General features: G+C 62.5%; 15 protein-coding genes. 8 read left to right on the forward strand and 7 right to left on the reverse strand.

The annotated features are described in order from the left end of the window. Nucleotides 1-5: 5 nt before the first annotated feature. Entirely contained in the window at nucleotides 6-1,037 is a 1,032-nt protein-coding gene (locus CXR43_RS01210) for a DUF21 domain-containing protein (protein WP_103332748.1), read from the reverse strand. Between the two features lie 127 nt (nucleotides 1,038-1,164). On the opposite strand from CXR43_RS01210, the gene CXR43_RS01215 reads away from it, so the two are divergent. Together CXR43_RS01215 and secD are read left to right on the forward strand one after the other, a co-directional pair. Beyond that, nucleotides 1,165-1,530: a hypothetical protein gene (locus CXR43_RS01215; RefSeq protein ID WP_146036449.1), complete on the forward strand. Its 366-nt coding sequence runs from the start codon at nucleotides 1,165-1,167 to the stop codon at nucleotides 1,528-1,530. Nucleotides 1,531-1,657: 127 nt separating this feature from the next. Further along, the gene (secD, locus tag CXR43_RS01220) at nucleotides 1,658-4,270 is read left to right on the forward strand and encodes a protein translocase subunit SecD (RefSeq protein WP_103332225.1); all 2,613 of its coding nucleotides are present in this window, start codon (nucleotides 1,658-1,660) and stop codon (nucleotides 4,268-4,270) included. Nucleotides 4,271-4,305: 35 nt separating this feature from the next. Here secD and CXR43_RS01225 read toward each other — a convergent pair whose 3' ends face one another. The 3 genes from CXR43_RS01225 to zapE form a co-directional block, all read right to left on the reverse strand. Then, nucleotides 4,306-5,091 (reverse strand): carbohydrate ABC transporter permease, encoded by a 786-nt coding sequence (locus CXR43_RS01225; protein ID WP_103332226.1) that lies wholly within the window; start codon nucleotides 5,089-5,091, stop codon nucleotides 4,306-4,308. After that, a complete protein-coding gene (locus tag CXR43_RS01230; RefSeq protein WP_103332227.1) occupies nucleotides 5,088-5,963 on the reverse strand; it encodes a carbohydrate ABC transporter permease in 876 nt (291 codons plus the stop codon). The genes CXR43_RS01225 and CXR43_RS01230 overlap by 4 nt, the downstream gene beginning before the upstream one ends. Nucleotides 5,964-6,074: 111 nt before the next feature. Further along, nucleotides 6,075-7,184: a cell division protein ZapE gene (gene zapE / locus CXR43_RS01235; protein ID WP_103332228.1), complete on the reverse strand. Its 1,110-nt coding sequence runs from the start codon at nucleotides 7,182-7,184 to the stop codon at nucleotides 6,075-6,077. Between the two features lie 116 nt (nucleotides 7,185-7,300). Here zapE and CXR43_RS01240 point away from each other — a divergent pair, with 116 nt between their 5' ends. Continuing rightward, nucleotides 7,301-8,908 carry an alpha-amylase family glycosyl hydrolase gene (locus CXR43_RS01240; protein WP_103332229.1) on the forward strand — a complete coding sequence of 536 codons (1,608 nt, stop codon included), beginning with the start codon at nucleotides 7,301-7,303 and terminating at the stop codon, nucleotides 8,906-8,908. Here the strand turns inward: CXR43_RS01240 and CXR43_RS01245 are convergent. Further along, entirely contained in the window at nucleotides 8,895-9,365 is a 471-nt protein-coding gene (locus CXR43_RS01245; RefSeq protein WP_103332230.1) for a GNAT family N-acetyltransferase, read from the reverse strand. The two genes, CXR43_RS01240 and CXR43_RS01245, sit on opposite strands and share 14 nt — an antisense overlap. Continuing rightward, entirely contained in the window at nucleotides 9,362-10,237 is an 876-nt protein-coding gene (gene serB / locus CXR43_RS01250) for a phosphoserine phosphatase SerB (RefSeq protein ID WP_103332231.1), read from the reverse strand. The genes CXR43_RS01245 and serB overlap by 4 nt, the downstream gene beginning before the upstream one ends. Before the next feature lie 150 nt (nucleotides 10,238-10,387). Between serB and CXR43_RS01255 the strand changes: the two genes are divergently transcribed. The 3 genes from CXR43_RS01255 (at nucleotide 10,388) to CXR43_RS01265 (ending at nucleotide 14,063) form a co-directional block, all read left to right on the forward strand. Then, the gene (locus tag CXR43_RS01255) at nucleotides 10,388-11,545 is read left to right on the forward strand and encodes a phosphoserine transaminase (RefSeq protein ID WP_103332232.1); all 1,158 of its coding nucleotides are present in this window, start codon (nucleotides 10,388-10,390) and stop codon (nucleotides 11,543-11,545) included. An 89-nt stretch (nucleotides 11,546-11,634) separates the two neighbouring features. Continuing rightward, nucleotides 11,635-13,230, forward strand: a complete 1,596-nt coding sequence (gene serA, locus CXR43_RS01260; RefSeq protein WP_103332233.1) for a phosphoglycerate dehydrogenase — start codon at nucleotides 11,635-11,637, stop codon at nucleotides 13,228-13,230. Between the two features lie 86 nt (nucleotides 13,231-13,316). Then, on the forward strand, nucleotides 13,317-14,063 hold the full coding sequence (locus CXR43_RS01265) for a metallophosphoesterase (protein WP_103332234.1): 747 nt from the start codon (nucleotides 13,317-13,319) through the stop codon (nucleotides 14,061-14,063). Between the two features lie 42 nt (nucleotides 14,064-14,105). Here the strand turns inward: CXR43_RS01265 and CXR43_RS01270 are convergent, their stop codons facing one another. Then, nucleotides 14,106-15,218: an MFS transporter gene (locus CXR43_RS01270; protein WP_146036450.1), complete on the reverse strand. Its 1,113-nt coding sequence runs from the start codon at nucleotides 15,216-15,218 to the stop codon at nucleotides 14,106-14,108. Nucleotides 15,219-15,345: 127 nt separating this feature from the next. Here CXR43_RS01270 and bktB point away from each other — a divergent pair, with 127 nt between their 5' ends. Further along, nucleotides 15,346-16,524: a beta-ketothiolase BktB gene (gene bktB / locus CXR43_RS01275; protein WP_103332236.1), complete on the forward strand. Its 1,179-nt coding sequence runs from the start codon at nucleotides 15,346-15,348 to the stop codon at nucleotides 16,522-16,524. 369 nt (nucleotides 16,525-16,893) lie between these two features. Then, a complete protein-coding gene (locus CXR43_RS01280; RefSeq protein WP_103332749.1) occupies nucleotides 16,894-19,440 on the forward strand; it encodes a hybrid sensor histidine kinase/response regulator in 2,547 nt (848 codons plus the stop codon). Nucleotides 19,441-19,452 lie beyond the last annotated feature (12 nt).

Consider the following 19,452-nt stretch of genomic DNA (forward strand, 5'->3'; position numbering starts at 1 on the left):
TAAAATCAATAGCCGAGAGGTTTGACAGTGCCGTCCCTGCCCATGCCGCTGAGCAGACACCGCAGCACATCGGACCCGGTGATCATCCGTTTCTGATCTGGCGACCACAAAAGAATGACGGTTTCATCATGCCCCGCATCCTGTTCGCGGTGGGTGGCCAGCAGGCTGAGTGCCTTGTCCAAGGTATCGGTTGGCTGGTGCATCACGGCCGGTCGGTGGCAATAATCGGCCGGGTCAACCCCCCGCCCCAGAGCCAGAAAGTCGCGCAAGAACGTGTTTGCATTCAACAGCAGGCGCGGCTGGGCCTGATCGTCGGTCAGCACGATCCATTTCTTTTGTGACGCGGCCAGTTTGCGCAGAAAGGAATCGTCGCGGTCATGAGTGAGCGTGGGGAACACCACGCGCCCTGCCTCGAAGGGCAGCCGCACGATACTGTCGGGGTCAAGGGCGTTGCCCTGATCCTGAACAACCAGATCGTCGAACGCCAGAAAATTGGTGGCCCCGATGGCCTCGACCCGGCCCACTTCGCTGCCGGTGTTTTCGGCGTGATAGGTCAGGATCTCGCGCAGTTCGCGTTCCCGGAACCATGGCACCGCCTCCTTGCCGACCCACAGGTCCAGCAACAGCGCTGTGGGTTTGGCGATGGGCCATAGCAGGATACGATAAAACCGAAGGATCGGCGCAAACAGGGCCACCGCCCGCAATGCATTGCGCGAGAAGTAGGCCTGCGGCACGATTTCACCGATAGCGGTGATCAGAACGGTGGAAAACAGAAAGGCCGCAATGCCTGCCATCACCGAGTCGGCCAGCATGGTCAGAAGCACGTTGATCGAGACATTGCCGATCAGAATGGTGACAAGCGTGAAATTCGCGTCGCGCCGAAGGTCGAGGGCACTGGCAGCACTTTTGTCCCCGGCCGCCGCCGACGCCTCCAGCCGCAGCCGGCTGAGGCTGAACACAGCGATGTTGCAGCCCGAAAACAGCGCCGACTGGGAGATGCAAAACACAATTCCCAGCCAGATAAGCAAGTCATTCATGAAAATCTCCCGGTTCGGGGTGAACGGAACAAGGCTGCAAATGGTTCCGGTCCCTTGGAAATGTGTGGTGCGGTCAGCCTCCACGCCGCCGATTGCCAGACCATGCAGCGCATGAGATAAGCCTGCCATGTCGATCGCACGCATCAGAGCCATGACCCACCGGGCATTTCTTGCCTGGCTCGTTGTGGTGGCGATGGTCTTTGTCTGGACGGGCGCGCCGCAGGCCCCGCTGATGCTGCCACAGGTTGCAGCGCAGACTGGGCTCAGCCTGACTCCTGCCCCCGATCTTGCGGCGACACAGGTCAAGCCAAGCCTTGTGCAACGCGCAACGGATGATCGTTTTGCGACAGTGCCGGATGCGGACCTTGGGCTGGCACAGGCGGGCCCGCCGGGCGTACCGCCGTTGGCGGACCGTTCCCCGGTGGCCACGGCGGTTCTGCTGCCGGCGCATGGGCATGCACGGCCGGAGCCGCGCGCACCGCCCGTTCTTTGATACGCCTGCGCGGTGCCTGACGGCGGGCTTTGTCCCGCGCGTCGGCCTATTCCCTTCATTCTCTATGTCTGACCCCGCTTTGCGTTGGCCGTGCCGCGCAAGGCGTTGCGGGTCGTGAGGACCATTCATGTCAAGAACTGTTGTCTGGAAACGCCTGTTTATCTGGGCTGTCTGTATCTGGGGGCTGCTGTTTGCGCTGCCCAATGCATTTTATCCGCGGGTGGAGTGGCACAATGATGCCCACGCGGCCCTGACCGAAGGTCTGCTGCCGGCGCAGGCCGATCTGGCGGGCTGGCCATCGTGGCTGCCATCCAACCTTGTGGCGCTTGGGCTTGACCTGCGCGGCGGCGCGCATCTGCTGGCCGAGGTCAAGGTGGCCGAGGTGCATGCCGCGCGCATGGATAGCCTGTGGCGCGACGTGCGCGAGGTGTTGCGCCCGCTGCGCGATCAGGTCGGCGCTGTGCGGCGCGATGGTACGGCCCCCGCAGACACGTTGCGCGTGGTGCTGACCGAGCCTGCGGGGATGCAGGCAGCGCTAGAGGCGGTGCGGGCACTTGCAAGGCCGGTTGCTTCGCTGACCGGGGCGGGGCAGAGCGATTTTGTGGTGCAGGCAGATGGGGCTGCCCTGGTGTTCGTGCTGTCGGAGGCGGAAAAAAAGCTGTCGGATGACCGCACGGTACAGCAGGTGCTGGAGATCGTCCGCCGACGGGTGGACGAGGTGGGCACGCGCGAGCCGACGATTCAGCGGCAGGGCGAAAACCGTGTGCTCATACAGGTGCCTGGCATCGGGTCGGCAGCAGAGCTGAAGGCGCTGATTGGGACAACGGCAAAGCTGACCTTTCATTCCGTCCTGGGAATGGGGACTGGGCCAGAGGCGGGAGATCTGCTGCTGCCATTGGCAGAGGACCCGGGCGTGATCTACCGGCTGGAGGCAGAGCCGGTGATCAGCGGAGAGGATCTGGTGGATGCACAGCCTGCCTTTGACCAGAACAACCGGCCTGCGGTGAATTTCCGCTTTGATGCTTCGGGCGCGCGGGTGTTCGGCGATTACACGGCCGCCAATATCGGCAAGCCCTTCGCCATCGTGCTGGACGGTGCGGTAATTTCTGCCCCGGTGATCCAGAGCCATATTGCGGGGGGATCGGGGATCATCACCGGCAGCTTCACGGTGGAGGACAGCACCGAACTGGCGGTGCTGTTGCGCGCGGGGGCCTTGCCGGCCGGGATGGAGTTTCTGGAAGAGCGCACCATCGGGCCGGAGCTTGGGCAGGACAGCATCGACGCGGGCAAGACCGCGGCAGTGATCGGGATGGTGGCGGTCGTGGTGTTCATGATGGCCTGCTATGGCGGTTTCGGGGTGCTGGCCAATGTGGCGCTGTGCATCAACATGCTGCTGCTGTTTGCCGCTCTGTCGGTGATGGGGGCGACGCTGACCCTGCCCGGCATTGCGGGGATTGTGCTGACGATGGGCATGGCGGTGGACGCCAATGTGCTGATCTTCGAGCGGATTCGCGAAGAGCTGCGCGCCGGCCGCACACCGGGGCGAGCGGTGTCTGTGGGGTTTGACAAGGCGCTGTCGGCGATCATGGACAGCAACATCACCGGCTTGCTGACGGCGGTGATCATGTTCGCCATCGGGTCTGGTGCCGTGCGCGGCTTTGCGGTGACGCTGGGGCTGGGGATCCTGACCTCGATGTTCACTGCCGTTTATGTGACGCGGCTGTTGGTCGAAAGCTGGATGGTCTGGCGCCGGCCAAAGGTGCTGCGGCTGGCAGGGCTGATCCGGCTGGCCCCGGTGCGCAGCGCGTTCAACTTCTTCCGCTGGCAAGGGGCGACCTTCGGCGCGTCGGTGGTGGCGGTTGTGGCATCGGTCGTGCTGGTCGCCGTGATGGGGCTGAACTTCGGCATCGACTTCAAGGGCGGCACCACGTTCCGCACCGAATCCGCTCAGGCGGTGGATGTGGCGAAGTACCGAGAGGCATTGTCGGGGCTGGGCCTTGGCGATGTCGCCATCGCACAGGTGTTTGATCCGGCTTTTGCTGCGGATCAGCATGTGGCGATGATCCGGGTGCAGGCGCAGGACGGGGCCGAGGCGATTTCGGCTGCCACCATTGCGCAGGTCGAGGATGCATTGCGCGCCGTGGACCCCGGCATCAGTTTTCCGGCAGTGGAATCGGTGGGCCCGAAGGTTTCGGCCGAGCTGATCTGGCTGGCGGTGATGGCGGTGGGCGCGGGGGCGGCAGGCATTCTGGCCTATGTCTGGCTGCGGTTCGAATGGCAGTTCGCAGTCGGCACCGTAGCGGCGCTGGTGCATGATGTGGTGGTGACCGTGGGCGTCTTCGCCCTGTTCCAGCTTCGGTTCGATCTGACCATCGTGGCTGCCTTGCTGACCATCCTCGGCTATTCGGTGAATGACACGGTGGTGATCTTTGACCGCCTGCGGGAAAACCTGACCAAATATAAGGATATGCCGCTGCGCGACTTGATGAACCTGTCGGCGAATGAAACCCTGAGCCGGACGATCATGACCGCGTTGACCACTCTGATTGCCTTGGTGGCCCTGTTGATCTTTGGCGGCGACGTGATCCGGGGCTTCGTGTTTGCGATGCTGTTCGGCGTTGTCATCGGGACCTATTCCAGCCTCTATGTGGCAAAGAACATCGTGCTGTTTCTGGGACTGGACCGCACGGAAAAGGCCGGACGCAAGGATGATCACGAGTTTGCGCACATCGACGCGTAAGCCGTGCCGCAGCGGGGCATGTACCCGCTGCGGCACTATGTGCGGATGGTGAAGCCGCGGGCGATGTGGTTGCGCACGAACCAGATCATCGCAAGACCGGGCAACAGCGAAAACACGGTCATTGCCATTACAAGGCCGATATCGGTTTGAAAGGTGAACAGCGCATTGATCGCCATGGTGATCGGCTTGCCCGCGGTGACAGTCAGGATGCGGGCGAATACCACTTCGACCCATGAAAAGATAAAGCAGAAGAAGGCCGCAACGCCAATGCCCGGCGCGATGGCGGGAACCAGGTGGCGCAGGAAGAAGCCGGGCAGGGAATACCCGTCGAGAAAGGCGGTTTCGTCAAATTCGCGTGGGACGGCGCGGATGAAGCTTTCCAAAATCCAGATCGCGATCGGCAGGTTGAACAGGCAATGCACCAGCGCAATGCCGACTGGGCTGTTGATCAGGTTGAATTGCGCGAACAGGATGAAGATGGGAAGCGACAGCACAACCGGCGGCGTCAGACGGAAGGCCAGCATCAGGAACAGGAAGTGCCGGTCGCCGACAAAGCGATACCGGGCAAAGGCATAGGCCGCGGGCAGACCGGCAGCAAGGCAAAGCGCCACATTGAGCAGGACATAGATCAACGAGTTCAGCAGTGCATCGACCAGCGCGGGGCTGGCAAAGATATTGCGGTAGTTGATCAGGCTGAAGCTGCCCTCAAGGGTCCCGTCATGCGGCAGTGTGGCGGTGAAGCTGAGCACGATGGTCTGCGCCAGAGGAAGCAGGATGAAGCCAGCCAAAACCAGCAGGGCGGCTGCGCGCAGAACGCTCATGCGCTTGCCTCTGGTCGCTGGCGGTTGCGGTGGTCGGTGACGGCGACGAAGATGCGGACCACACTCAGCACGATCAGGAAATAGACCATGGCGCGGGCGGCAGCCGAGCCGTAGCTGAAGCCCTTGATGTCTTCGCCAAGATCCAGCGACAGGAAGGTGGTCGCATTGTCCGGGCCGCCCGCGTTGATGGCAAATGCTTCGGTATAGATCATGAAACTGTCGACAAAGCGCAGCAGGATCACGATGAACAGCGCGCTGCTGATCCGCGGCAATTCGATGTAACGGAACAGCGCCCAGCGGGAGGCACCATCAATGGCGGCGGCCTGGTAATAGGGACGCGGAATGCCGGACAGGCCAGCATAGGCAAGGATCACCACAAGCCCGAGCCAATGCCATGTGTCCATCACCACCAGCAGCATCCATGTGTGAAGTGCGGTGAACTTGTAATCGAACATGATGCCCAAGGCGGCCATCGCCTGCCCGGCAAATCCGGTTTCGGGGTTGATCAGGGACAGCCACATGATCGGGATCATGTTCCAAGGCACCACCAGCGGCACCGCAACAAGCAACAACATCAACAGCCCCGCACGCCCCGCCCGCACCAGCAAAAGGGCGACGGCGATACCCAAAGGCAGCTGTACCCCCAGCACAAGGGCGGAAAACAGCAGGCTGCGGGCCAGACTGGCGTGAAAGCGGCCAGAAGTAATGATCGATTCATACCATTCGGTGCCGACCCAGTGCAGCGAGTCGAGGGTGAAGATATCGTGGAATGAGAAATTCAGGACGGTCACCAACGGCACTACCCCGACGAACCCCATCACCGCGGCGGCGGGCACCAACAGGAGCCACGCCCGGTTGTCATGGGATTTCATCTGGAACGGTCCTGCGCTTGGTCTGATCTGTCGGGATGTTCCTTAAACCGGGCGCTGCTGGCAAGTGCAAAGGTCGTCAAACCGATCTGCGGCAGGGTAGCAGTCCGGCGATCAGGCAGAGGCGTCTTGCGAGGGTGCGTCCGCCCCGGCCCAGCCCGCACTTTGCATCTCGCGCAACCGGCTGGCGGTGCGTTCGAATTCGAAACTGCCTGTGCCTTCCATATACAGCCGTTCGGGTTCGTCAGCGGCAGAGCAGATCAGGCGAACCTTTGCCTCATATAGCGCGTCGATCAGCAGGACGAAGCGCTTTGCCTCGTTGTAATTGCTGGCCGACAGTTGCGGGATGTCTTCGAGGATCAGCACACGGACGGCGGCGGCGATGGCAAGGAAATCGGCGGCCCCCAGGGGTCTAGCGCAAAACTCCCAGAAGGTCGCGCGGCCGATGCCATTGGCAAATCGGGGAATTTCCACTTCGCGCCCGTTGACCGGCAGTCTCAGCGGTGCCCCAGACGTGCCGCCGGTCAAATCTGCCCAGATTGCGTCGATCTGGCTGCGCGCCTTGCCTGCGGGGTGGAAATAGACCTGCGCGCCAGACAGGCGGTGCTGTCGGTAGTCGTTCGGGCTCTCCAGTTCATGCACGGTCAGGCGGTCGCGCAGCATGGCGATGAAGGGCAGGAACAGCGCGCGGTTCAGCCCGTCCAGATACAGATCCTCGGGCGGCCGGTTCGAGGTGGTGATGATGACCACTCCGGCGGCGAACAGCCGTTCGAACAGGCGGCCCACAATCATCGCATCGGTGATATCGGTGATCTGCATCTCATCAAAGCACAGCAGACGGGTGTCCTTGATGATCGCATCCGCTACCGGGGCGATGGGGTCATCCACCCCGGTCTGGCGCGCAATGTGAATGCCGTGGTGAATCTCCTGCATGAAGGCGTGGAAATGCACCCGGCGTTTTTTCGGAATGTCGGTCGCATGATAGAACAGGTCCATCAGCATGGATTTGCCACGCCCGACCCCGCCCCAAAGGTACAGGCCTTTCGGCGGCGTCAGGGGTCTGGCGAACAGGCCCGCAAACAGGCCGGTGCGGCGGGTGGCGTGTTCCTCCAGCCAACTGCGCAGCGCCTCCAGCGACGGCAGCATGCCGTGCTGTGCCGGGTCGGGGCGCAGGGTGCCCTCGGCGATGCGGGCGTCGTAGATCTGGGTCAGGGTTTGGCGCATGGTGAGCGGTATACATCTGTATGCGAAGGGCGGGCAACGGGGGCAGGCTCGGATTCCGGCTTGAAGCCCAGATTCAAAACGGTTTGAGTGGCGCAAACGGTGCAGGGGACGGTGAGATGGCAGAGTGGTGGCGCGGATCGGTGACCTATCAAGTCTATCCGAGGTCGTTTCAGGATACCAATGGCGATGGTATCGGCGATCTGGCCGGCATTACGGCGCGTCTGCCCCATCTGGCGGATTTGGGAGTGGATGCAGTCTGGCTGTCGCCCATCTTCAAAAGCCCGATGGCGGATATGGGCTATGACGTATCTGATTACACCGATGTTGACCCGCTGTTCGGTGATCTGGCAGCCTTTGATGCGCTGGTGGCGCGCGCGCATGATCTTGGGCTGAAGGTGATCATCGATCAGGTGATTTCGCATTCTTCTGACCAGCATCCGTTTTTCCGTGAAAGCCGGACAACGCGCGACAACCCGCGCGCTGACTGGTATGTCTGGGCGGATGCGCAGGCCGATGGCAGCCCGCCCAACAACTGGCTGTCGGTGTTCGGCGGCTCCGCCTGGGAATGGGATTCGCGGCGGCGGCAGTATTATCTGCACAACTTTTTGCCCAGCCAGCCAGATCTGAACTTTCACAACCCGGATGTGCAGGACTGGGCGCTGTCGGTGCTGCGGTTCTGGCTGGACCGCGGCGTGGATGGGTTCCGGCTGGACACGGTGAACTATTATTTTCACGACCGGGAGTTGCGGTCAAACGGGCCGATGCCGCAAAAGGACAACCGTCCGCCGGTGAACCCTTATGACATGCAGGATCACCTGTTTTCCAAGTCGCGCCCCGAAAACCCCGGCTGGTTGGAGCGGTTGCGCGCGCTGACCGATGATTATCCCGACCGCACCATGGTGGGTGAGGTGGGCGATGCGCCATGGCGCAATGTGGCGATCATGGCGGAATATACCCAGCCGGGGCGGCTGCATATGACGTACAGCTTTGACATGCTGGGACCAGAATTTACGCCCGCGCATTTCCGCGAAAAGATTGAAGGCTTCTTTCAGGGCGCACCTGATGGCTGGCCGATGTGGGCGTTTTCCAATCATGATGTGATCCGCCACGCCACCCGCTGGGCCGATCATGGTGCCCCCGATGCGGTGGCCAAGCTGGCGGCGGCGATGCTTTTGTCATTTGAAGGCTCGGTCTGCCTGTATCAGGGGGAAGAGGCCGGGCAGGTCGAGACGGACATCGACTATGAAGAGCTGACCGATCCGCCAGGCATCCGGTTCTGGCCCGATTACAAGGGCCGCGACGGGTGCCGCACACCGATGGTGTGGGACAGTTCAGAGTTTGGCGGCTTTTCCAGGGTGAAGCCGTGGTTGCCGGTCAAGGCACCGCAACTGGCGCGCAATGTGGCGGCGCAGGATGGAGTGCCGGGATCGGTGCTCGAATTCTACCGTGAGATGCTGGCCTTCCGGCGTGCAACACCGGCGCTCCGTGTCGGGCGGACACGGTTTTTCAACCTGCCCGAGCCGGTATTGGGCTTTGCTCGCGGCGACGGGCTGGCCTGCGTGTTCAACCTGTCTGTCCGTCCGGTCACATTGGCGGCGCGTGGCGTATTGATGCCTGGCGCGCCGTGCCATGCCGCTCATCTGGAGGGCGACCGCCTGCTGTTGGGGCCGAATGGCTTTGCCTTTGTGCAGGGCGATGCCGCGTTGCTGCTTAGCGCAGAGTGATCTTGCGGAAGATGCGCCCGACCACCTGCCCGCTAGAGAGCGCATAGTCCGGCTCGGCCCCGACATCAACAAAGCCGAGGCGGGCGTAATAGGCCAGACCGGGAATATTGTCGGCGCGGATGGCGGCAAAGACCTCGGTGATCCCCTTGGCGGCGCAAAGCGCACGGGTCTGGTCGAAAAGCTGTGCGCCAATGCCCTTGGCCTGGGTGCCCGGGCTGACAAAAGTGCCGATATGGACCTCGCCATGGACCTGGTCCACCGCCTGCCAGCCTAGGATGTGTCCCGCGTCGTCGGCGACAACGCAGGTCAGGGTGCCTGGCCCGTCGATATAGTCGTGGCGCACCGTTTCAGGACTTTTGGGGGTTTCATGCGCTGTGGTGCCGCCGATGGCGATGATGGCGTTCAGCAGATCGGCCATCTGTGGGGCGTCCTGCGGGGTGGCGATGCGGATGATCATGCGGCAAACTCTTCACGCCGATAGCCTTGCAGATAGAGCAGGGCAGTCAGGTCACCGTGGTTGACGCGCAGGCTGCATTTCGCCGCCACCAAGGGTTTGGCGTGCAGCGCCACACCCGCACCGGCCCGGGTCAGCATGGCAAGATCATTGGCCCCGTCGCCCACGGCCATGGCGTCATCGGGTGAGATCCCCAGACGGGTGGTGATCTCCAGCAGCGCATCCAGCTTGGCCTGCTTGCCAAGGATCGGATCGGCGACATGCCCGGTCAGTTTCCCATCTGAAATGAGCAGCGTGTTGGCACGGTTCTCGTCAAAGCCAAGGGTCTCGGCGATGCGAGCGGTGAAGGCGGTAAATCCGCCCGAAACCAGCGCGGCATAGGCGCCAGTCGCGCGCATGGTGGCCAGCAGGGCCGGACCGCCGGGCATCAGCGTGATGCGGTCACGGATCACGCGGCTGATGGTTTCGGCGGGCAGGTCGCGCAACAGGCCCACCCGCTCGCGCAGGGCAGTTTCGAAATCCAGTTCGCCGTTCATCGCGCGGGCGGTGATGCCTGCCACATGGGCCCCGACACCCGCCTCATCCGCCAGCTCGTCAATACACTCCTGCCGGATCATCGTGCTGTCCATATCCGCGATCAGCAGGCGCTTTTTGCGGTTGGCGGCGGGCTGCACGGCAAGGTCGATCCGCAGCGCCTGCAGGCCCTCCCAGGCCTCCCACAGGTTTTTCGGGACTGCTTCCAGCGGGAATTCTGCCGCCACGCCCGGATCGAGCCAGCGGGCATCGCCGCCACCCCAGGCATTGCGCAGCGACTCGACCGTCATGCGGTCCAGGACCGGCGTTTCGGGATTGGTCAGCAGCGTGGCGATGAACATGGGCAAGGTCCGTCCGGCAGGTGTTGTCGCTTTCGCGCGGTGATGCGCCGCATTACGACGATTTTCCCCCTTGCACCAGAGGGGCCGGCTATGTAGACGCGGCAGTGGGACACCCTTCCCCAACGAAGGGCATTTATCTGTGAGGATACCATGGCTGATCTGATCGCCCCGGCATTGCGCCCGGCCAACCCGCGCTTTTCTTCTGGCCCCTGCGCCAAGATCCCCGGTTATTCCCTGTCGATGCTTGAAGACGCGCCCTTGGGCCGCTCGCATCGTGCGGCTGTGGGCAAATCCAAGCTGAAGGAAGCGATCGACCTGACCCGCGAAGTTCTGGGCGTGCCGGCAGAATATCGCATCGGCATCGTTCCCGGGTCTGACACCGGTGCTGTGGAAATGGCGATGTGGTCCTTGCTGGGCGCGCGCCCGGTAGAGATGCTGGCGTGGGAAAGCTTTGGCGAAGGCTGGGTGACCGATGTGGTCAAGCAGCTGAAACTGGACGCGGTGGTGAAGAAAGCCCCATACGGCCAGATCGTGGATTTCTCGACGGTCGATTTCGACAAGGATGTGGTGTTCACCTGGAACGGTACCACTTCTGGCTGCCGCCTGCCGAATGCCGACGCCATTCCCGCCGCGCGGGCAGGGCTCACCATCTGTGATGCCACCTCTGCCGCCTTTGCGATGGAGATGGACTGGGCCAAATTGGATGTGGTGACATTCAGCTGGCAGAAAGTCCTGGGCGGAGAGGGGGCGCATGGCGTGCTGATCCTGTCGCCCCGCGCAGTGGAACGGCTGGAAAGCTATACTCCAGCCTGGCCGCTGCCCAAGATTTTCCGGCTGACCGCCAAGGGCAAGCTGATCGAGGGCATATTTGTCGGCGAGACCATCAATACCCCATCAATGCTGGCGGTCGAGGACTATCTGGTTGCGCTGAAATGGGCGAAATCGGTCGGAGGGTTCCGCGGTCTGGTAGACCGCGCGCGCGCCAATGCTCAGGTGGTCTGGGATTTCTGCGCCGCCAACCCGTGGCTGCAGAATCTGGCGGAAACACCGGAAATTGCATCGACGACTTCGGTGTGCCTCAAGTTCTCTGATGCGCGGATTGTGGACGGTGAGGCTTTCGCCAAGGCTGTCGCCAAGCGGCTGGAAAAGGCCGGGGTCGCGTTTGACATCGGCGCCTACCGAGATGCGCCCGCCGGTCTGCGGATCTGGTGCGGATCGACGGTGGAGACCGCCGATGTGCAGGCGCTGATGCCGTGGATCGCCCATGCGTTTGAGGCCGAGCTTGCCGCGCAGGCGCAGGCCGCCTGACCGGGATGGCGGGGTGAACCCCGCCCTACCCCATCCTCAGGGCGGGGTTCACCCCGCCGGCCCCTTTTCATTTTTCAAGGACTTCCAAAATGGCCCCCAAGGTTCTCGTTTCCGACGAACTCTCTGAAACCGCCGTCCAGATCTTCCGCGACCGCGGAGTCGAGGTGGATTACATGCCCAAGCTGGGCAAGGACAAGGATGCGCTGCTGGCAGTGATCGACCAGTATGACGGCCTGGCGATCCGCTCGGCGACCAAGGCCACCGAAAAGCTGCTGGCCGCTGCCACCCGGCTGAAAGTGATCGGCCGCGCCGGCATCGGTGTCGACAATGTCGACATTCCGGCCGCGTCGAAGAAGGGCGTGATCGTGATGAACACGCCATTCGGCAATTCGATCACCACCGCCGAACATGCCATCGCGATGATGTTCGCCGTGGCGCGTCAATTGCCCGAGGCCAATGCCAGCACCCATGCCGGCCTGTGGGAAAAGTCGCGTTTCATGGGGGTGGAGCTGTTCAACAAGACGCTGGGCGTGATCGGCGCAGGCAATATTGGTGGCATTGTCTGCGACCGCGCCGTGGGTCTGAAAATGAAGGTCGTGGCCTATGACCCCTTTCTGTCGGAAGAGCGCGCCAAGACCCTTGGCGTCACCAAGGTGGAGCTGGATGAGCTGTTGGCGCGGGCGGATTTCATCACCCTGCACGTGCCGCTGACCGACAAGACCCGCAATATTCTGGGCCGGGAAAACCTGGCCAAGACCAAGAAGGGCGTGCGCATCGTCAATTGCGCCCGCGGCGGTCTGATCGACGAGGCAGCCCTGGCCGAGGCCCTGATTTCGGGCCATGTCGCAGGCGCGGCGCTGGATGTGTTCGAGGTGGAACCGGCCAAGGAGAGCCCGCTGTTCAACCTGCCCAATGTGGTCGTCACCCCGCATCTGGGCGCCTCCACAACTGAGGCGCAAGAGAATGTGGCACTGCAGGTTGCCGAACAGATGTCCGACTACCTGCTGACCGGCGCCGTCACCAATGCGCTGAACATGCCCAATGTCACCGCCGAAGAGGCTGCCGTGATGGGCCCCTGGGTCAAGCTGGCCAGCCATCTGGGCGCTTTCATCGGTCAGATGACGGATGAACCGATCAAGGCCATCAACATCCTGTACGATGGCCGTGTTTCGGATATGAACATCGCCGCCCTGAACCAGTCGGTGATCGCGGGGGTGCTGAAGGCCCAGAACCCAGATGTGAATCTGGTGTCGGCCCCGGTTGTGGCCAAGGACAAAGGCATCCAGATTTCAACCACCCGCCAAGACAAATCGGGCGCGTTCGATGCCTATATCAAGGTGACCATGGTGACCGACAAGCGCGAACGCTCGATCGCGGGTACCTGTTTTTCCGATGGCAAACCGCGCTTCATCCAGATCAAGGGCATCAACATCGACGCCGAGGTCGGCGAGCACATGCTCTATACCACCAACGAAGACGTGCCGGGCATCATCGGCCTGTTGGGCATGACGCTGGGCAAGAATGGCGTGAACATCGCCAACTTTACCCTAGGCCGCTCGTCCATCGGGCAGGATGCGATTGCCCTGCTGTATCTGGATCAGCCGATCAATCCAAAGGTTGTGGAAACCCTTGATAACACCGGCATGTTCCTGCAGGTCAAACCTCTGGTGTTCGAAGGCGCGTAAGCGGGCCTTCTTCCTTACCTGTTTTCAAATATCCCGGGGGTCCGGGGGCAGCGCCCCCGGGCTTTCCGCAAAGCAAAGGCCCGGTCATGCAGCCCCGTCACACCTATGCCATCGGCGACATTCACGGCCATCTGACCCTGTTGCATGGTGCACATGACCTGATCGCACGGGACATGGCCCGCCATGGCGCAGGGCAGGTGGTGCATGTCGGCGATCTGGTGGATCGCGGGCCGGACAGTGCCGGGGTGGTGGAATATCTGCGGGCTGGAATCGCAAAGGGGCAAGATTGGGTTGTTCTCAAGAGCAATCATGACCGGTTGTTCACAATGTTCATGAGCGACCCCATGGCCAGCGATCCGGGGCTTCGCGCCGATTACAGTTGGCTGCATCCAAAGCTGGGCGGCGGGGAAACGCTGGCCTCTTATGGTGTGCCCAACGCGTCGGATCGTCCGATTTTCAAGGTGCATGCCGAAGCATTGGGTGCGGTACCTCAGGCGCATATTGATTTTCTGGCCACCCGCCCGGCATGGCACCGGGCGGGTGGCGTGATCTTTGTACATGCAGGGGTGCGGCCCGGTATCGCAATCGAGGATCAGGCAGAGGATGATCTGGTCTGGATCCGCAAGGGATTTCTCGACCATGACGGCCCTTTCGAGGCGCTGATCGTGCATGGCCATACCGCGGTCGACGCCGCGACGCATTATGGTAACCGGGTGAACATCGACTCTTCTGCTGCGTATGGCGGGCCGCTTTCGGCCATTGTGATCGAAGGCGAAGACGTGTTCCGTTTGACCGCCGAGGGTCGGGTACCGTTGCGGCCTGCGGGGCGGTGACAGGCCGACCCGTCAATCGTCACCGCCGCAAAACTGTCGGCCTCAGTGCTGCAATTCGGGCAGACGGCGGCACAGATAAAGGCTGAGAACGGCGCAGGTGGCGGAGACAATGGCCAGAGCGGTAAAAAATCCTCCGCTGCCCAGACGCTCCAGTACCGGCGCCAGCACCACCGGGGCGGCAATGCCGCCCACCAACCCGGCCGCAATGATGGTGGGCGCGGTGCGTGGGTCGTCGCCCATGCGGCGGCTGGCAGCGACGTAGAAGCCCGGGAAGAACAGACCTGCCGAGAGACCCATGGCCACGAAGAACACGCCGGGGCTGACGAAAATTGCCAAGGTGGCAGAAACCGTCGCGGCGATCATCGCCCCCACATAAAGCAGAAAGGGGGCTGTCAGATGCGCCGTAAAGATCAGCACAGTCCGCGCACCAAGAAACGCCACGAAAAACGCGCTGAGCAACCGGGCCGCGGCGGCTTCTGACAGGCCAGAACGGATCAGAGCACTGGGGCCAAGACCGATCAGGGCGGCCTCGATGCCAATGCCCGCAACGGCAAACATCTGAAAGGCCAGCATCGGGCGGAAGGGGCCTGTGCTTCCGGCAGCCGGCGGCGGGGCCGCGCGCCCGGCGGGGCCGGCGCCCAGCCAGATCAGCGCGGCCAGTCCAGCGACCAGCGCATAAGACAGCGCGGGATTTGACCCCAGCCAGACAAAGACCAGCGGTGCGACAATCGCACCAGCGCCAAAGCTGGCATTCACCAGGCTGACCATGGCCGTGCCGCGCGCACCATAAGCCCGCAGGATGCGCGGGTTGAACACCACCGTCGCCAGTCCGTAGCCGGTGCCGAATGTGAGCGCGCCGACGAAGGTCACCGCTGTGCCCAAGGCGGCGGCGATCAGGGCAGCCCCGCCAAGCATGATGCCGATGCTGATCCGGGGCGAGACTGCTGCGCCCCAGCGGTACATGGCGGCAACGCCGATGGCGCAGCCGATCCAATGCGCCGAGACCAGCCACCCGGCTTGCGCTGCGCTGAGCGACAGCGACCGGCCAAAGGCAGGGAGCGCAGGGCCATAGAGGGATTGTCCCGCCCCCATCATGACAAAGGTGGCGATCCCCACCAGCAACAGGCCAGTGTTTGCCCGGTTCACGTCTTTCATCATGGCCCTTTTGCGCGTTGTGACGGCTCTCCTTCTCTTGGCGCGGGCGGAGTGTCAATCGACGCCGCGTCATCTTTCCCCCCGGCGCGAAATGCCGTTAGGATTGCTCAAACTCCAGGAGGTTTCGATGGCCAGCTTTCCGCAAGACGTTTTTATCCTCTCCGCCACGCGCTCTGCGATTGGCGGTTTCGACGGCACCCTTGCTGGGGTGTCGCCGATTGATGTGGCCACTCAGGTGATCAGCTCTGCCCTGCGGCGGGCTGGCATTGGCGGGGCGCAGGTGGGGCAAGTGGTGATGGGCCATGTCATCAACACCGAACCGCGTGACATGTATCTGAGCCGGGTGGCTGCGATGCAGGCCGGAATCCCGGAAACTGTGCCCGCGATGAATGTGAACCGTCTGTGCGGCTCGGGGGCGCAGGCGGTGGTGTCGGCGGTGCAGGCGCTGGTGCTGGGCGACTGCAGGATCGCGGTGGCGGGCGGGGCCGAAAGTATGAGCCGGTCTCCTTACATTCTACCGGCTGCGCGATTCGGGCAGAAGATGGGCGATGCAAAAGCTCTGGATATGATGACAGGGGCGCTGACCTGCCCGTTTGGTACCGGGCATATGGGAGTGACGGCAGAGAATGTCGCCGCGCAATATGGGATCAGCCGTGCCGCGCAGGACGCTTTCGCGTTGGAAAGCCAGAAGCGCGCGGCGCGGGCGATTGCCGAGGGCATCTTTGCAGCCCAGATCACGCCGATGCGGGTCGAGACGCGCAAGGGTGTGGTGGAATTTGCGGTGGATGAACACCCCAAGGCAACATCGCTCGACGCCTTGGCCGGGTTGCGCCCGGTGTTTCAGAAGGACGGCACGGTGACGGCGGGAAATGCCTCTGGTATCAACGACGGAGCGGCAGCGCTTGTTCTGTCACGCGGCTTGTTTCCGGGCGCCAAACCCCGGGCGCGGGTGATGGGTTATGCCCATGCCGGGGTAGACCCGAAGGTGATGGGCATTGGTCCGGTGCCGGCCGTCGAGGCGCTGTGCGCGCGGCTGGGATTGAAGCCTGGCGATTTTGATCTGGTGGAATCGAACGAGGCTTTTGCCGCGCAGGCCATTGCGGTGAATCGCGAATTGGGGCTGGATGCGGCCCGGGTGAACCCCAACGGCGGTGCGATTGCGCTTGGCCATCCGGTGGGCGCAACCGGGGCAATTCTGGTGGTCAAGGCATTGCACGAACTGGAGCGGACGGGCGCGCGCACCGCGCTGATCACCATGTGCATTGGCGGCGGCCAGGGCATCGCACTGGCGATTGAACGGGTCTGATCACCAGCGCGTCTGTTCTCCGCCTTCTGCGCCATGAAAGCGTCTGCACGAAGGCAGCGGCATCGGTCTGCGCGCTAAAGGGGTCCGTCAGTCGCTGTGGGTAGCATTGCCGCTGCTGCGGACTGCCACCACCGGCACAGTGAATGCCCGGCACAAGGGATCACAGGTCAAACGCCCTGCAAGCCCGGGGCGGATAACCGTATGGCAACACCACGCCTCTGGGTCGGCGCAGGGTGCGTCCGGCCGTCCGCCGGCGCCATGTCCCTGGCACTGATGACATGATTTGTCATGTTAATCAGTCTTTCATGCTGCCGCCCCTAAGGTCCGCCATGGCCCCGCGGCAGAAAGCGGAACGGGGAACGGATCGTGATGGATATGACGGAACGTCTGGCAAAGGAACGGCGCGCCCGGCTGGCCGCTGAACGTTTGCTGGACCAGAAAAGCCGTGAATTGTTTGCCGCCAACGAAAAGCTGGCCATGCATGCGCGCGCGCTGTCTGATCAGATTGTCGAACAACGCTCCGTCGCGCGCGAAGCGCGGTCTGAGGCGCAGGCGCTGAAAGGCCAGAACGCCGATATCGCCACCGCGCTACAGGAAGCACATTCCGCAACCGTCGTGGCTGAGCGCAGGTTGTGGGACTCGGTTGACACCATTCGTGATGGCTTTGCCGTATATGACGCCGACCTTCGGTTGGTCGCCGCGAACACCCCCTACCTGCAAGCCTTTGAAAACCTGAAGATCAGCCCCGGCATCAGCTATTCTGCGCTGATCACCATGTGTGCCGAGTCAGGTCTTGTCCGGTTGAACGGAACGCCGATCAAGGACTGGGTCACAGACATGCTGGCGCGGCTGGAGGCTGAGGTGATCGAGCCCATCGTCGTGCAGATGTCCAGCGGCAGTTACTATCGGCTCATGAACCGGCGCACCCTCGATGGCGGGATGGTCACACTTGCGATCGACATGACCGACCAAATGCGAATCTGGGCCGCAGTGGAAGCGATCCCGGATGGTTTTGTACTTTTTGACAGGGAGGACAGGCTGTTGACCTGCAATCAGCAATACCGTGACATTTATCCCGAAGCCGCCGATATCCTGCGGCCGGGTGTGACATTCGAGGATGTGCTGCGCCATGGCCTGGCGCGCGGCAAATACGCCGAGGCAGTGGGACGAGAGGCGGAATGGATGTCGGAACGCCTGGCTGCGCACCGTGCCCCTTCGTCCATCCACGAGCAGAAGCTGTCAAACGGCCGCTGGCTGCGTGTGCTGGAGCAAAGCACGCCGGATGGGGGCCGCGTCGGGCTGCGGGTGGATATCACCGACTGGAAGGAACAACAGGCGGCGCTTGAGGCGGCGCGCCTGCAGGCCGAAGCCGCAAATCGGGCAAAATCGGCATTTCTGGCCAATATGAGTCACGAAATCCGCACGCCGATGAATGGGGTCGTGGGTATGGCCGAACTGCTCTGCGATACCGAGCTTTCCGAAGAGCAGCGTCTGTTTGCCGAAACCATCCGCTCTTCGGGCGAAGCGCTTCTGGTGATCATCAATGACATTCTGGATTATTCCAAGATCGAGGCGGAGCGGCTGACGTTGCACCCTGAACCCTTTGATCTTGAACGAACGATCCACGAGGTGGCGATGCTGCTGCAACCCCGGGCGCGGGCCAAGGGCATCCGACTCATGATCGATTACGACATGTTCCTTCCGACTCGCTTCGTCGGCGATCCGGGCCGGATACGGCAGGTGATGACCAATTTGATGGGAAATGCCGTCAAATTCACCGATACGGGTCATGTGCTGGTGCGCGTGGTGGGGCCTGAAGGGGCGGTGGATGTGCAACAGGTGCATGTCACGGTCGAAGACACCGGGATCGGCATCTCTGCGGCGAACATCGACCACGTCTTTGGCGAATTCATTCAAGTGGAGGATCAGCAAAACCGCAAGTTTGAAGGTACTGGCCTGGGTCTGGCAATCACCCGCCGCCTGATCGAGCAGATGGACGGCACGATCTGGGTCGACAGTGAGCAGGGCAAGGGGTCGTGTTTCGGCTTCCGGATTTCGCTGCCTGTGTCAGAACCTGCGCCCGAGGTGCGTTTGCCGATCACATTGCGCCGCGCCCTGGTGGTGGATGACCAGTTCATCAACCGCACCATTCTGGACCGCCAGCTTGCCCCGCACGGCATTGCGGTCACCCTGTGCCGCTCTGGGGCCGAGGCGCTGAAAACCCTTGCGCAGGATTCGCGTTTTGATGTGGTACTGACCGACCATGACATGCCCGAGATGGACGGCGTTGCCCTGGCGCGCCAGATCCGTGCAGCCGGGCATCAGATGCCGATCGTATTGCTGTCATCGAACCCGCTGCTTGCCCGTGCCGAAGGGGAGGATGCAGGGCTGGATGTGGTTCTTCAAAAGCCCCTGCTTCGGGCCGATCTATACCGCCAACTGCAGGCGTTGTCGGTTGCTGCGCCCGCGCCGCTGGCCACAACAGCGGATCCGGCGCCGCCCGCGCCCAAACCGACGCAGCGGCAGATGCGGGTGCTTGCGGCCGAGGACAACCGCACCAACCAGCTGGTCTTTGCAAAAATGGTCAAGGATGTTGATATCGAGTTGCGCTTTGCCGCCAACGGCTGCGAAGCAGTGGAGCTGTTTCAGAGCTGGCAACCCGATCTTGTCTTCATGGATATCTCGATGCCAGAGATGGACGGGTTCGAGGCTGTGAGGGCAATCCGGGTGATGGAGGATGGTCAGGGTTCAGTGCCGATCGTCGCCCTCACCGCTCATGCGATGGAGGGCGACGCGGCAGAAATTTTGGCGGCGGGGATGGATCGGTACCTGACCAAGCCGTTGCGCAAATCCGTGATTCTGGATGTGCTGGCCGCCTATTGCCCCCCGGATGTGCGACCGGTCGCGCCGCGATAATCTGGGGGCCTT

The sequence above is a fragment of the Pseudotabrizicola formosa genome, assembly GCF_002900965.1.
Lineage (GTDB): Bacteria > Pseudomonadota > Alphaproteobacteria > Rhodobacterales > Rhodobacteraceae > Pseudotabrizicola > Pseudotabrizicola formosa.